Annotated in this window: 14 protein-coding genes; 7 read left to right on the forward strand and 7 right to left on the reverse strand. The window is 62.0% G+C overall.

Annotated features, from left to right (window positions below; all coding sequences use genetic code 11):
* Window positions 1–21: 21 nt before the first annotated feature.
* Genes DSM107133_RS12635 through DSM107133_RS12650 form a run of 4 tightly spaced genes read right to left on the reverse strand, consistent with a single transcriptional unit; the run spans window position 22 to window position 4,274 of the window.
* The gene (locus tag DSM107133_RS12635) at window positions 22–822 is read right to left on the reverse strand and encodes an enoyl-CoA hydratase family protein (protein WP_114292213.1); all 801 of its coding nucleotides are present in this window, start codon (window positions 820–822) and stop codon (window positions 22–24) included.
* Window positions 812–1,270: a MarR family transcriptional regulator gene (locus DSM107133_RS12640; RefSeq protein ID WP_114292212.1), complete on the reverse strand. Its 459-nt coding sequence runs from the start codon at window positions 1,268–1,270 to the stop codon at window positions 812–814. The genes DSM107133_RS12635 and DSM107133_RS12640 overlap by 11 nt, the downstream gene beginning before the upstream one ends.
* Window positions 1,267–1,986, reverse strand: a complete 720-nt coding sequence (locus DSM107133_RS12645; RefSeq protein WP_114292211.1) for an SDR family NAD(P)-dependent oxidoreductase — start codon at window positions 1,984–1,986, stop codon at window positions 1,267–1,269. The genes DSM107133_RS12640 and DSM107133_RS12645 overlap by 4 nt, the downstream gene beginning before the upstream one ends.
* Entirely contained in the window at window positions 1,983–4,274 is a 2,292-nt protein-coding gene (locus DSM107133_RS12650) for a bifunctional salicylyl-CoA 5-hydroxylase/oxidoreductase (protein ID WP_114292210.1), read from the reverse strand. The genes DSM107133_RS12645 and DSM107133_RS12650 overlap by 4 nt, the downstream gene beginning before the upstream one ends.
* Window positions 4,275–4,348: 74 nt before the next feature.
* Between DSM107133_RS12650 and DSM107133_RS25005 the strand changes: the two genes are divergently transcribed.
* The 3 genes from DSM107133_RS25005 (at window position 4,349) to DSM107133_RS12660 (ending at window position 6,613) form a co-directional block, all read left to right on the forward strand.
* A complete protein-coding gene (locus tag DSM107133_RS25005; protein WP_275890930.1) occupies window positions 4,349–4,480 on the forward strand; it encodes a hypothetical protein in 132 nt (43 codons plus the stop codon).
* A gap of 159 nt (window positions 4,481–4,639) precedes the next feature.
* Window positions 4,640–5,716 carry a ribosome small subunit-dependent GTPase A gene (gene rsgA, locus DSM107133_RS12655; RefSeq protein WP_114292209.1) on the forward strand — a complete coding sequence of 359 codons (1,077 nt, stop codon included), beginning with the start codon at window positions 4,640–4,642 and terminating at the stop codon, window positions 5,714–5,716.
* A 204-nt stretch (window positions 5,717–5,920) separates the two neighbouring features.
* A complete protein-coding gene (locus DSM107133_RS12660; RefSeq protein ID WP_114292208.1) occupies window positions 5,921–6,613 on the forward strand; it encodes a substrate-binding domain-containing protein in 693 nt (230 codons plus the stop codon).
* 73 nt (window positions 6,614–6,686) lie between these two features.
* Here the strand turns inward: DSM107133_RS12660 and DSM107133_RS12665 are convergent, their stop codons facing one another.
* The 3 genes from DSM107133_RS12665 to DSM107133_RS12675 are packed head-to-tail and all read right to left on the reverse strand — an operon-like array spanning window position 6,687 to window position 9,119.
* The gene (locus DSM107133_RS12665; protein ID WP_114292207.1) at window positions 6,687–7,130 is read right to left on the reverse strand and encodes a thioesterase family protein; all 444 of its coding nucleotides are present in this window, start codon (window positions 7,128–7,130) and stop codon (window positions 6,687–6,689) included.
* Window positions 7,124–8,275 (reverse strand): iron-containing alcohol dehydrogenase, encoded by a 1,152-nt coding sequence (locus tag DSM107133_RS12670; RefSeq protein ID WP_114292206.1) that lies wholly within the window; start codon window positions 8,273–8,275, stop codon window positions 7,124–7,126. The genes DSM107133_RS12665 and DSM107133_RS12670 overlap by 7 nt, the downstream gene beginning before the upstream one ends.
* Before the next feature lie 4 nt (window positions 8,276–8,279).
* A complete protein-coding gene (locus DSM107133_RS12675) occupies window positions 8,280–9,119 on the reverse strand; it encodes a crotonase/enoyl-CoA hydratase family protein (protein WP_114292205.1) in 840 nt (279 codons plus the stop codon).
* Window positions 9,120–9,357: 238 nt separating this feature from the next.
* On the opposite strand from DSM107133_RS12675, the gene DSM107133_RS12680 reads away from it, so the two are divergent.
* The 4 genes from DSM107133_RS12680 to DSM107133_RS12695 all read left to right on the forward strand — a co-directional run bounded on the left by DSM107133_RS12680 (window position 9,358) and on the right by DSM107133_RS12695 (window position 13,627).
* Window positions 9,358–10,386 carry a LacI family DNA-binding transcriptional regulator gene (locus tag DSM107133_RS12680; RefSeq protein ID WP_114292204.1) on the forward strand — a complete coding sequence of 343 codons (1,029 nt, stop codon included), beginning with the start codon at window positions 9,358–9,360 and terminating at the stop codon, window positions 10,384–10,386.
* A 109-nt stretch (window positions 10,387–10,495) separates the two neighbouring features.
* Complete coding sequence (locus DSM107133_RS12685; protein ID WP_114292203.1) at window positions 10,496–11,815, forward strand: sugar ABC transporter substrate-binding protein; 1,320 nt, start codon at window positions 10,496–10,498, stop codon at window positions 11,813–11,815.
* A 106-nt stretch (window positions 11,816–11,921) separates the two neighbouring features.
* The gene (locus DSM107133_RS12690; protein ID WP_114292202.1) at window positions 11,922–12,788 is read left to right on the forward strand and encodes a sugar ABC transporter permease; all 867 of its coding nucleotides are present in this window, start codon (window positions 11,922–11,924) and stop codon (window positions 12,786–12,788) included.
* A gap of 8 nt (window positions 12,789–12,796) precedes the next feature.
* On the forward strand, window positions 12,797–13,627 hold the full coding sequence (locus tag DSM107133_RS12695) for a carbohydrate ABC transporter permease (RefSeq protein ID WP_114292201.1): 831 nt from the start codon (window positions 12,797–12,799) through the stop codon (window positions 13,625–13,627).
* Window positions 13,628–13,631: the final 4 nt, after the last annotated feature.

Below are 13,631 nucleotides of genomic sequence, written 5' to 3' on the forward strand. Positions count from 1 at the left end.
CCCCGCCGGAGGCTCCCATCCTCAATCTCCCTCGAAAACGGGGCGGTCCTTGGCGACAAAGGCGCGGTAGGCGCGCTCGAAATCCGCGGTCTGCATGCAAATCGCCTGCGCCTGGGCTTCGGCCTCAATCGCCTGATCCAGCGACATCGACCATTCCTGCGCCAGCATGGTTTTGGTCATCATATGGGCAAAGTTCGGGCCCGCGGCGATTTGCAGCGCCAGTTCGCGCGCCGATGTTTCCAGCGCATCAGCCGCAACGAGGCGGTTGAAAAATCCCCATTTTTCACCTTCCTCGGCGCTCATCGACCGGCCAGTGTACAGAAGTTCCGCTGCGCGACCCTGACCGATAATACGCGGCAGCATCGCGCAGGCTCCCATGTCACAACCCGCCAATCCCACGCGGGTGAACAGAAATGCGGTCTTGGCCTCGGGCGTGCCAATCCGCAGGTCCGATGCCATGGCAATGATTGCCCCCGCGCCCACACAGATGCCGTCGATGGCCGCTATCACCGGCTTGCCGCAGCCCAGAATCGCCTTGACCAGATCACCGGTCATACGGGTAAAGCGCAGCAGTTCCTTCATGTTCATATTGGTCAAAGGGCCAATAATATCATGCACATCTCCGCCAGAGCTGAAGTTGCCGCCGTTCGAGGCAAAAACCACCGCATGCACATCATCGGCATAGTGCAGATCGCGAAACCAGTCGCGCAGCTCGGCATAGCTGTCAAAGGTCAGCGGGTTCTTGCGGTCAGGGCGGCTCAGCCGCACCGTGGCGATGCCCCCGGCGATCTCGCATTCAAAATGGGTTACGTCAGAGCGCATTGGTCATCTCCTCTTGGTCTTGTGTCTCGGCCAGCCGCAGCAGGCGGGTGGCCAGCGTGCGGGCCTCGTCAGCGGTGAAATCACCCAGCATCTCGTCAATCCACCCCTCGTGGGCCGCAGCCTGACGGGCAAACTCGGCCAGCCCAGCATCGGTCAGGCGCACCATCATTGCACGGCGGTCCCCCGGCACCGGCACCCGTTCGGCCAACCCTTCGGCGGCCAGCCGGTCAGCGATGCCCGTCACATTGCCATTCGACACCCGCAGCACCCCCGACAGGGCCGTCATCTTCAGCCCGTCGGGATGGCGCGACAGGGCCGCCATCATGTCAAAGCGTGGCAGCGTGGTTTCAAATTCGCGCCGCAGCGCCTCGCGCAGGCGTGCCTCAATGCCACGGGTGACTTTCAGCAGGCGCAACCACAGGCGCAAACGGTCTTTGGCCGATGTCATATCTCGCCGCCCGACACCGACAAAGCGTGGCCGTTGACCATCGACGCCCCTTCCGAGGCCAGAAAGGTTACCGCCGCCACAACCTCGTCCACGGTAATCATGCGGCGCATCGGGTTGCCCGAGGTGATCCGCGCGGCGGCTTCTTCTTCGCTGATCTTGAACCGCGCCGCGACGCCTTGGACCGCTGCGGTGCCCATCGGGGTGTCGACAAACCCCGGACACACGGCGTTACAGGTGATCCCCTCCCGCGCGACCTCGGTTGCCAGCGCACGCACCAGCCCGATCACCCCGTGTTTCGCCGCCACATAGGCCGAAATATTCGGCCCGCCCTGCAATCCGGCGGTCGAGGCGATGGCAATCAGCCGCCCGCCCCGTGCCATGCTTTGCAAGGCCGCGCGAAAGGTCAGAAAGGTGCCGGTCAGGTTTACATCCACTGTGCCCTTGAACACATCCAGCGGCATGTCGCGCAGCTTCATCGACTTGCCCGCCCCGGCATTGGCAACGACCACGTCATAAGGTTTCGAGAACAAGGCGTTGACCGAGGCTTCGTCGGTCACATCACAGGTCAGGCAGGTCATTCCGCGCCCGCCGTCGGTTTCCTGCAAAGCATCCATGCGACGGCCCGCGATGGTCACCGCATCGCCCGCGTCGGCCATTGCCTGTGCAATCCCGCGCCCGATGCCCGAACCGCCGCCCGTGATCAAAACCTGTCTCATACCCGTTCCTCTGTCTCTGCAGCGCGGTCGGCCAGCCGCCAAAGCTGATCCCGTCCCGGGCCATAGGGTTGCGGCCAGATGGCCTGTCTGTCGCCAATCCGCGCGGCTTCGCGCAGGGTCCAATAGGGGTCCGCCAGATGCGGCCGCGCAAGACAGACCAGATCGGCGCGCCCTGCCATCAGGATCGAATTGACGTGATCGGCCTCGAAAATATTGCCCACGGCCATGGTTTTGATGCCTGCATCGTTGCGGATGCGGTCAGACATGGGTGTCTGGAACATGCGGCCATAGACGGGTCGGGCTTCGGTGCTGGTCTGGCCCGCACTGACGTCGATGATGTCGGCACCTGCGGCGGTAAAGGCACGGGCGATGTCGACGGCCTCTTCGGGTGTCACACCCATGTCATGCCAGTCGGTCGACGAAATCCGTACTGCCATCGGCTTGGCCGCGGGCCACACGGCACGCATGGCCGCGAACACTTCCAACGGATAGCGCAGACGGTTTTCCAGCGATCCGCCGTAGTCATCATCGCGCACGTTCGACAACGGCGAAATAAAGGACGAGATCAGATAGCCGTGCGCCGCGTGCAGTTCGATCATGTCAAACCCTGCGCGGTCGGCCATTTCCGCCGCCACAACAAACTCAGCCGTCACCCTGTCCATGTCATCGCGCGTCATGGCGCGGGGGGTGTCGTTGCCATCTGACCACGGCAGCGCGCTGGCCGAAATCAGCGGCCAGTTGCCCGCAGGCAGCGGCGCGTCCATCGTTTCCCAGCCCACCTGCGTCGATCCCTTGCGGCCCGAATGGCCGATCTGGCAACAGATCGCTGCGTCGGTTTCGCTGTGCACGAAATCCACCAACCGCTTCCATGCCGCCTCGTGTTCAGGCGCATATAGCCCCGGACAGCCCGGTGTGATCCGGCCGTCCGCCGACACGCAAGTCATCTCGGTATAGACCAGCCCCGCGCCGCCCTTGGCCCGTTCGCCATAATGGATCAGGTGCCAGTCGGTCGGGCATCCGTCCACGGCCTTGTACTGCGCCATCGGCGACACAACGATCCGGTTGGCCAGCGTCAGGTCGCGCAACTTCAAGGGCGCGAACATTGGCGCGCGGGGCGCATTGCTTGGGGCGGCACCGGCCTGCGCCATGAACCAGTCTTCGGCATCCGCCAGCCATTTCGGGTCGCGTTCCCGCAGGTTCTCGTGGCTGATCCGCTGCGACCGCGTCAGCATCGAGTAGTTCAGCTGCACCGGATCCATGTCCAGATAGCGCTCCACATCCTCGAACCATTCCAGCGAGTTGCGGGCTGCCGATTGCAGGCGCAGCACTTCCAGACGGCGGGCGGCCTCGTAGTCCACGAATGCCTTGCCAAGGTCCGGCTCGTTCACCACCGCCTCGGCCAGCTTGGCCGCCGATTCCAGCGCCAGCTTGGTCCCCGACCCGATCGAGAAATGGGCCGTGGCAGAGGCATCGCCCAGCAGCACGACATTCTCGTGATGCCAGGTTTCGCACAATACCCGCGGGAACTTGATCCAGGCCGAGCCGCGCACGTGATTGGCATTGGATATCAGCGCATGGCCATCCAGATGCGCCGCAAATATGCGCTCGCAAGTGGCAATGCTTTCCTCTTTGCTCATGTGTTCAAAGCCGAAAGCGTCATAGGTCGCCTGCGAACACTCGACGATAAAGGTCGCCGTGTCGGGGTCGAATTGATAGGCATGCGCCCAGACCCAGCCATGTTCGGTCTGCTCGAAGATAAAGGTAAAGGCGTCGTCGAATTTCTGATGCGTGCCCAGCCAGACAAAGGGGCAACGGCGCACGTCGATGTCGGGCTTGAAGGTGTCCTGAAACTCCAGCCGAGTCTTGGAATTCAGCCCGTCGCAGGCGACCACCAGATCGTAGTCGTCCATATAGTCGCTGGCGCTGCCGACTTCGGTTTCGAATTGCAGGTCGACCCCCAATTCACGGGCGCGCGCCTGCAAAAGGCTCAGCAGCGTCTTGCGTCCGATGCCGCAGAACCCGTGGCCGGTGCTGACGATCCGCTGGCCCTTGTGGTGCAGCGCGATGTCGTCCCAATAGGCGAAATGCTGGCGGATGGTCTCGGCGCTGACAGGATCGTTCGCGGCCAGATTGCCAAGCGTTTCATCCGACAGAACAACCCCCCAGCCGAACGTGTCATCGGGTTTGTTCCGCTCGATCACCGTGATCTGCGCCGACGGATCGCGCAGCTTTAGCGAAATGGCGAAATACAGCCCGGCCGGGCCCCCACCCAAACATACAGCGCGCATAACATCCTCCCTGATCCAAGCAAGGAGAAGGCTAGGCGCGATTCGAATTTACTTCAAGCAAAAATATTTTAAGCATGAAATATAATGGCCAATCTGGCATGATGCTGCATCTCTTCTGCCCACACAAAGCGCAGGAAACGCTGAAAAACCTTGCCGTGCGCGCGGTGGCGGCCTATCAACCAGCAACACTCATGGAGAGGTTATGACCTGTTAAAGTGGGGAGGCACAGCGCCCTCCCGATGCAGAACCGGACCACACCGCTGCCCGCGCGATACGTCGTCGGGCAAATCCTTTCTGCAATCTCGTCACACGACATTTTACCAGCGCGGGCCCGGCCCGCTCCTTGAACACGAGAGTTCATTCCAATGACACGAGACTATTCGAAATTCCTGCCCCCCGCAGGGTCCGCCCCCCTGCCCAAACCCGCGCCTTCGCCGCTGAAGCTGCTGGGGTGGAAGCCGTTTTTCGACCAGCAGACCAACCTCGAGAACCTTGCGACCACGCCGCCCGTGCGCGTTACCGAAGTGCATCGCTCTGGTCTGCGGGTGCTGGGCGACGGCATTGATGCCACCATTCCTCCGGGGCCAGAGGCAACAGTGGGCGACTGGTTTCTGCTGGACCAAACCAACCCCGCCAACAGCATCCTGCTGGACCGCATCAGCCTGTTCGAACGCCGCGCAGCAGGGCATGACCGCAAACGCCAGATGATCGCAGCCAATGTGGACACGGTGTTTATCGTGACCTCCTGCAACCGCGATTTCAACGTGGCGCGGCTGGAACGGTTCGTGGCGCTGGCCTTCGAGGCACAGGTGACGCCGGTGATCCTGCTGACCAAGGCCGACCTGTGCGACGACACCGCCCCCTACCTGGATGCGGCGCGTGCCATCTCGAACCGCGTTGTGGTCGAGGCGCTGAATGCCAAAAGCGAAGAGCCGCTTGCCAAGCTGTCGGGCTGGTGCACGCCGGGGCAGACGGTGGCCTTTCTGGGGTCGTCCGGCGTCGGCAAATCCACACTGGTCAACGCGCTGTTTCAAAGCAGCGTGGCCGACACCGGCGCCGTGCGCGAGGATGACAATCGCGGACGCCACACCACCACGCACCGCCAGCTGCACTTTACCGCAGAGGGCTGCGCGGTGCTGGACACGCCCGGAATGCGCGAGCTGCAACTGACCGATGTCGAAGACGGGATTGCCGAGGTCTTTGACGATCTGGTGACGCTGGCAGGCCAATGCCGGTTCAACGACTGCGCCCACGAGACCGAACCGGGCTGTGCTGTGCGCAAGGCGCTGGAGACAGGCGAAATCGACGCGCCCCGTCTGGCACGCTGGCGCAAGCTGGCGGCCGAGGAGCGGTTCAACACCTCGACGCTGGCCCAGCGCAAGGCGCACGAGAAGTCGTTTCACAAGAAGATCAAGTCGATCCAGCAGAAGAAGAAGCACTAGGTCTTCTTATCCTGATATCCGGACAGTGCTTTGCACTTTGATTGCAGAAGCTGGCGAAACCGGCCCGACCTCATGGTCGATATGGCAAAGCTCCGGCGCGCTTTCATGGCGCGCCGGTCCCATCGCGGGCATTGCTCCGTTCCGCGTTGATATCCATTGTGCAGACATCATCGCGCTGCCGCGCCCTCAGGAACGTTCACCACCATGTCAAATGAACTGCGTATCTTCGTGCCCCTGGCCATCCGGGCGATCATGAACAACCTGGCCCCCCGTATGGCGGTTTGCGCGCAAACTACGATCACGCAGTTGATCGACCTGAACCCGGTGATACCCGAACGTATCTCGGCCGGAGAAGCCTATGACATCGGCCTGACCAATCCACCATACGCGAAGGCGCTTTTTAGATCTGGCCACGCAGACAACACCAGCCACCGCGCCTTTGGCCGCGTGCCTCTTGCAATTGCCCGAAAGGCAGGCCCGGGTGGTGAGATCACAGAAGAGGTGAAAGACATCAAGGCGCTGCTGCATAGGGCGCAAGGCATCGGCTACACGGGTGCCGGGACAAGCGGCCAGACCTACCTAGATGTGATCAAACGGCTGGGCATGGGACGTGACGTTCTTCCCAAAAGTCACGCGATGGGCGGTGGCGCACCGGTGGCAGCGGTCGCGTCGGGCGATGCCGAGCTTGCCATTGCGCCGCTGACCACAGTTCTTTCAAGCCCGGGTGTCGCGCCGGCCGCCATCTTTCCTGTAGAACTGAAGGCACATATCGACATGTCGATTTTCCTCAGTTGCAAACCGCGAACCGGTGCGACGACTGCCCACGCATTTCTTACGTCAAGCGCGCTTGACGACGAATTGGCTGCGGCAGGCGTCTTGCGATTTCAACTGGATTGACCGCGCGGCGACGAACAGCCCAGCGAAATTTGCGCACTCCAATCGCCAGATGGCGCAATGGTTGCCCAGCCCCTTACCCCGCCTTCATCAACGCCTCCAGCACCGCCCGCGCACCATCCGCAATCGGCACCGGCCTGCGGGTCACGCGGTCGACGTTCACATGCACAAACCGCCCTTCGGCGGCGGCGCTGTCGTCGTCGTTGCGAAACAGTCCGATCTCGTAATGCACCGACGACCCGCCCAGCCGCGCCACGCGGATGCCTGCGTGCACCGCATCAGGAAAGGCCAGCTCGCCGTGATAGACACAGCCCGTTTCCACCACCAGAAACACCGTTTCGCTGGTCTTCAGGTCCAGCACCCCCTGCTCGATCAAATGGCCGTTCACCGCCGTGTCGAACAGCTGGTAGTGCATGGCGTTGTTCATGTGCCCATACATATCGTTGTCCAGCCAGCGGGTCGTGATGACGGAAAATGCTGTGTAGTCGGCCCGCGTGCCGGGTTTGGGACGGTTCACCACGCGGCCTCATAGATCGCTTGCGCGTCGGCCTCGGCCAAAGCGCGCGGGTTGTTGACCAGCAGGCGCGTCTGGTTCATGGCATCGCGCGCCAGCATCGGCAGGTCGTCCTGCCCGATGCCAACCTCGCGCAGACCTTTTTGCAGACCACAGCGGGTGGACAGGTCTTGCAAAGCGTCGGCAAAGGCGGTCGCGGCCTCTTGTCCCTGCAAATCTGCCAGTTCGGGGAATGTGATGCCAGCCAGCTCCGCATAGGGCGTGGGCGCCGTCACCGCATTGAACCGCAGCACATGGGGCAGCACCAGCGCGTTCGACAAGCCGTGCGGCACCTTGAAATGGCCCCCAATGGGATAGGCCAGCGCGTGCACCGCCGCCACCGGGCTGTTGGCAAAGGCCTGCCCCGCCAGCAACGAGCCCAGCAGCATGTCGCCGCGCGCGGCCATGTCGTGCGGCTCTTTCACCGCGCGTTCCAATGCGCCGCCCATCAGGCGCAGCGCCTCGACCGCCAGCGCGCGGCTGACGGGGTTGTTGTTAGGCGAGGCACTGGCATAGCTTTCGATGGCATGCACCATCGCGTCGATGCCCGTCGCTGCGGTGACATGTGGCGGCAGGTCGCGGGTCAGTTCGGGGTCCAGAAGGGCCACGTCGGGGATGATCAGCGGGCTGACAACGCCCATCTTTTCCGACGCCCCCGTGGTCACGATGCTGATCGGGGTCACTTCCGATCCGGTGCCCGAGGTGGTCGGCACCGCAATCAACGGCAGGCGCGGCCCCCTGGCCAGGTTCACGCCATAGCAATCTGCCAGCGTCTCGCCCGAACAGGCCAGAAGTGCGGCCAGCTTGGCTACGTCGATGGATGACCCGCCGCCCAGACCAATCACGCCACCCATGCCCTTGGCGGCCTCTGCTGCCTGCATGATCACCGCCTCGGGCGGATCGGCCTTGACCTCTGCAAACACCGCCGCACGCACCCCTGCCGCTTCCAGCGAGGCCAGCGCGCGGTCAACGATACCGGTTGCCATCATACCCGGATCGGTCACCAGCAGCACGCTTGCGCCACAGGTGGCAAGGGTCATGTCGCCCAGCTGGTCCAGCAGACCGTCGCCCATGCGGATGCTGGGTGTGGTGTTGAATGTGAAAGGAGTCATCGGTCTATCCTGCATCTGCCAGCAGGTCGTCGAACACCGCCTGCTGTTGTTTCATCTTGGCACCCATGGCGCGGGTCAGATCGTCGGGGCGCAGCATGCCTGCGTTCCATGTGGCGATCTGGTCCAGCCCGTCGGCAACCGAATGGTCGCGCACATAGGTCACCGCCTGCTTGATCCCCGCGATGGCCAGCGGCGAACGGGCGGCAATGGTCTGCGCCATCTCAAGCGCGGCTGCAATCACCGCGTCGCGATCGGCGTGAATGGCGTTGACGATGCCCCAGCCCCGCGCCTCGTCCGCCGTGAACCGCCGCCCCGTATAGGCCAGTTCGCGCACCACACCGGGGGCCATCAGCTTGGGCATACGTTGCAACGTGCCCACGTCAGCGGCCATGCCGATGTTGATCTCTTCGATGCCAAAGGCGGTGTCAGCGGCGCACAGCCGGATATCGCAGGCCGTAATCAGATCAATACCACCACCCAGACAGGCGCCGTGGATGGCCGCAATCACCGGCACCCGCATCTCTTCCAGCGCAGTCAGCGAGGCTTGCAGACTGAGCACCAGCTTGCGCATGGCATAGGCGGCGCGCCCCGGCTCTTGCCCCGTCAGTTCCATGATACCCTGAAAGGCGGCCAGATCCATTCCGGCGGTAAAATGCTTGCCCCGCCCCGAGATCACCACGCAGCGCACTGCGGGATCACTGTCCAGCGCCGCCGCGATGCGCGGCAGGTCGTCCCAGAAGGCTGGTGTCATGCTGTTGGCCTTGGCCGCATTGTCCATTTCGATATGGGCCACGCCATCCGCCACCGAGACGGCGAAAAAGGTCGAAGTTAATGGATCGGTCATGCAAAGCTCCTCCTGCGACAGCTGCATGGTGCCTTGATCGCACGGCAAGTGTCCAGACGGACAAGCCCCCGGCACAGGCTGTGACGCAGCGATACGCCTCGCAATGGCGCGGTACAGATACACCATGTCCCAGCTTGCCCTTGCCCTACCCGCCTGCGCGCGGCTAAGTTTCGTGTAAAGAAATCTGCTTTACGCGCGGAAAAATCACGCGTTGCGCAAACGCTCAAGGACCGATGCCATGGACGACAGCAAGATCCGCAACATGGAGCAGTTCGCCCGCGTCAGCGGCATCTCGCGCCCCACCGTATCGAAATACTTCAACGATCCTGCCAGCGTGCGCCCGAAAACCCGTGCCCGCATCGAAGAGGCGCTGGAGCAATACGACTATCGCCCCAATATCTTTGCCGTTAACCAGAACCGTCGCCTGACCAAGAACATTGGCATCGTGGTGCCCTATTTGGCCGATCCGTTCTTTGCCGAGATTGCACGCAACATCGAACAGCGCTGTATGCAGGCCGGTTTCTGGCCCACCTTGTTCAGCGCCCACGGCGACAGCGCGCTCGAGGTGGAAATTCTCGACAGCCTGCGCTCGCTCAAACCGGCGGGCGTGCTGCTGGCCCCCTTGGGGAGGGCGTCGGACCGTGCAGCGATCGAAAAGTTTTGCGACGACGTGCCAACCGTCCTGTTCGACAGCAACATCGACGGCGTGGGCGAAGCCTTTGTCGGGTCGGACAACACGCAATTCGTCAAACTCAGCGTCGAATACCTGTGCCGCACCGGCGAACCGCCCTGTTTTTTCGAAATGCCGCCCGTGAACCCGAACGCCAACAAACGACGCAACGGATACATTCAGGCGATGGAAGCCAACGGCTTTGCGCCACAGGTGATCCGGGTGGCGGGCGAAGGCTGGGGGTTCGAGGAGGTCGGCTATCTCGGCGGTCTGGATGTGATTGATCGCGGTTTGCTGACATCTAACACCGTCTTGTGCAGCAACGACCGTCTGGCCATCGGCTTTCTGGCCGCTTGCTATGAACGCGGCCTGCGCGTGGGCCGCGATGCGGACTGCGTGCTGCGTGTCGCGGGTCATGATGACCATCCGTTCTCGCGATTCGGCTGCCCGCCACTGACCACCATTGCGCAGGATTACGAAAAAATATCCGAACGCAGCGTCGAGGCGCTGTTCACGCTGATCGAGGGCGGGCGCACCGCAGGCCCCCGTATTGAAAGCCTTTTTGAGGGAAAGCTGGTCATGCGCGCCTCGGCTTGAGGGATTTTCTTTCCGCAATTTGTTTACGCGCGTAAAGTTTTTATTGACTCCGCGCTTAGTTTTTTGGTTCACTCCGGGCCAAGCATCCAATCACCAGGGAGGAAACCGGATGACCATAAGAACCGCATTTTGTGCGGCGAGCGTGCTTGCGCTGGCCACTGCAACCGGCGCTTTCGCCGAAAGCCACACAACAACCCTTACCATCGCAACCGTGAACAACGGCGACATGGTCCGTATGCAGGGCCTGACCGACGACTTCACTTCGAAAAACCCCGACATCGCCCTTGAGTGGGTGACGCTGGAAGAAAACGTTCTGCGCCAGCGCGTGACACAGGACATCGCCGCCAAGGGCGGCCAGTTCGACGTAATGACCATCGGCACCTACGAAGTGCCGATCTGGGGCGCGCAGAACTGGCTGGTGTCGCTGAACGACCTGCCCGCCGAATGGGACGCCGATGACATACTGCCCGCGATGCGCGGCGGTCTGACCGTAGACGGCGAACTTTATGCAGCACCCTTCTACGGCGAAAGCTCGATGGTGATGTACCGCAAGGACCTGATGCAAGCCGCGGGCTTGGAAATGCCCGACGCCCCCACATGGGACGACATCAAGGCCGCTGCTGCCGCAATGACCGACAAGGATGCCGAAGTTTATGGCATCTGCCTGCGCGGCAAGGCCGGCTGGGGCGAGAACATGGCGTTCCTCAGCGCAATGGCCAACTCTTATGGCGCGCGTTGGTTCGACGAAGACTGGAAAGCCCAATTCGACACCGACGCATGGAAGGCGACGCTGACCGACTATCTGGACCTGATGAACAACTACGGCCCTCCGGGTGCCTCCACCAACGGGTTCAACGAAAACCTCTCGCTGTTCCAGCAAGGCAAATGCGGCATGTGGATCGACGCCACAGTTGCGGCGTCCTTCGTGACCAACCCCAACGATTCAACCGTGGCCGACAAGGTCGGCTTTGCACTGGCCCCCGACAAGGGGCTGGGCAAGCGCGGCAACTGGCTGTGGGCGTGGTCGCTGGCGATCCCCGCAGGCTCGGACAAGGTTGACGCGGCCAAGAAGTTCGTCGCCTGGGCCACCAGCAAGGAATACACCGCATTGGTCGCAGCAAACGAAGGCTGGGCAAACGTGCCTCCGGGCACCCGTACATCGCTGTACGAAAACGAAGCCTACACATCGGCAGCTCCTTTTGCCGAAATGACGTTGAAATCGATCAACGCGGCTGATCCGACCAACCCGACCGTGGACCCCGTGCCCTATACCGGAATCCAGTTCGTCGCGATCCCCGAATTTGCGGGCATCGCCACGCAAGTGGGCCAGGAATTCTCGGCCGCCCTTGCCGGTCAGCAAACCGCCGAAGAAGCGCTGGAAAAAGCGCAGGCGCTGACCACGGACGAGATGGAAGCCGCAGGCTACTGATCTCCCAAGGTATCGGGGGGCGGCCTGGCTGCCCTCCGACACTTCTTTCCCTTTCAGACCTGTTGCCACGCGCGCCCAAGGGCACGCACCGGCAAGGAGAGACTTCATGGCCACCAAAGCTTCCCGATCCGCCGCACGATTGATGATGGCCCCCGCCGTGATCCTGCTTTTGGGCTGGATGCTGGTGCCACTGTGCATGACCCTGTATTTTTCGTTCAAGAAATACCTGCCCCTGCGCGGCGGTGATCTGGGCTGGGTCGGCTTTGACAACTATGTGCGCTTTTTCAGCTCCTCCGCTTTCTGGCCCTCGGTGATTGCCACGCTAGTGATTGTCGGCGGTGTGCTGGCGATCACGGTCGTCTTTGGCATCCTGCTGGCGATCCTGCTGGACCAGCCGATGTGGGGTCAGGGCATCGTGCGTATCCTCGTGATCGCCCCCTTCTTTGTCATGCCGACCGTGTCGGCGCTGGTGTGGAAGAACATGTTCATGGATCCCGTGAACGGGTTGTTCGCCCACCTTTGGAAATTCTTCGGTGCCGCCCCCGTCGAATGGCTCTCTCAGGCGTCGATGACCTCGATCATCATGATCGTGGCATGGCAATGGCTGCCCTTTGCCACGCTGATCCTGCTGACCGCGATCCAGTCGCTGGACAGCGAACAGCTTGAGGCTGCCGAGATGGACGGCGCCCCGCCCCTGTCGCGGTTCGGCTATATCACCCTGCCGCACCTCAGCCGTGCGATCACGGTCGTGGTGCTGATCCAGACCATTTTCCTGCTGTCGATCTTTGCCGAAATCTTTGTCACCACCCAAGGGTCGTTCGGCACCAAGACGCTGACCTATCTGATCTACCAGCGCGTACTGGAAAGCCAGAACGTCGGTCTGGGCTCGGCGGGTGGCATATTTGCCGTCATCCTTGCCAATATCATCGCCATCTTCCTGATGCGCATCGTCGGCAAAAATCTGGACGCATGAGGTAGACCATGGCACGCAACGTCACCAACCAACGCAAGATCGTCAACACCGCCGTCGCCTGGGGCATCGGCCTGCTGATCTTCTTTCCGATCCTCTGGACCATCCTGACCAGCTTCAAGTCCGAGGCCACCGCCATCGCCGATCCGCCGGTGTTCCTGTTCTTTGACTGGACGCTGGACAACTACCGCGTGGTGCAGGAACGCTCGGATTACATGCGGTTCCTGTGGAATTCGGTCATCATCGCGGGCGGCTCTACCCTGCTGGGCATCATCGTGGCGGTGCCTGCGGCGTGGTCGATGGCCTTTGTGCCGTCGGCGCGCACCAAGGACATCCTGTTGTGGATGCTGTCGACCAAGATGCTGCCGGCCGTGGGCGTGCTGTACCCGATTTATCTGATTTTCATCAAATTGGGCATTCTGGACAGCCGCATCGGCCTGACCGTTGTGCTGATGCTGATCAACCTGCCGATCATCATCTGGATGCTGTACACCTATTTCCGCGAAATTCCGGGCGAAATTCTGGAAGCGGCGCGCATGGATGGAGCCTCGTTGAAAGAGGAAATCCTCTATGTGCTCACACCGATGGCTGTGCCCGGCATCGCATCGACCGTGTTGCTGAACATCATTCTGGCGTGGAACGAGGCGTTCTGGACCCTGAACCTGACCGCCGCCAAGGCCGCGCCGCTCACCGCCTTCATCGCCAGCTACTCAAGCCCCGAGGGGCTGTTTTACGCCAAGCTCTCTGCCGCCTCGACCATGGCCATCGCACCGATCCTGATTTTGGGCTGGTTCAGCCAGAAACAACTGGTGCGCGGCCTGACCTTCGGCGCTGTGAAATAAGGAT

The organism is Pseudosulfitobacter sp. DSM 107133 (assembly GCF_022788695.1).
GTDB lineage: Bacteria > Pseudomonadota > Alphaproteobacteria > Rhodobacterales > Rhodobacteraceae > Pseudosulfitobacter.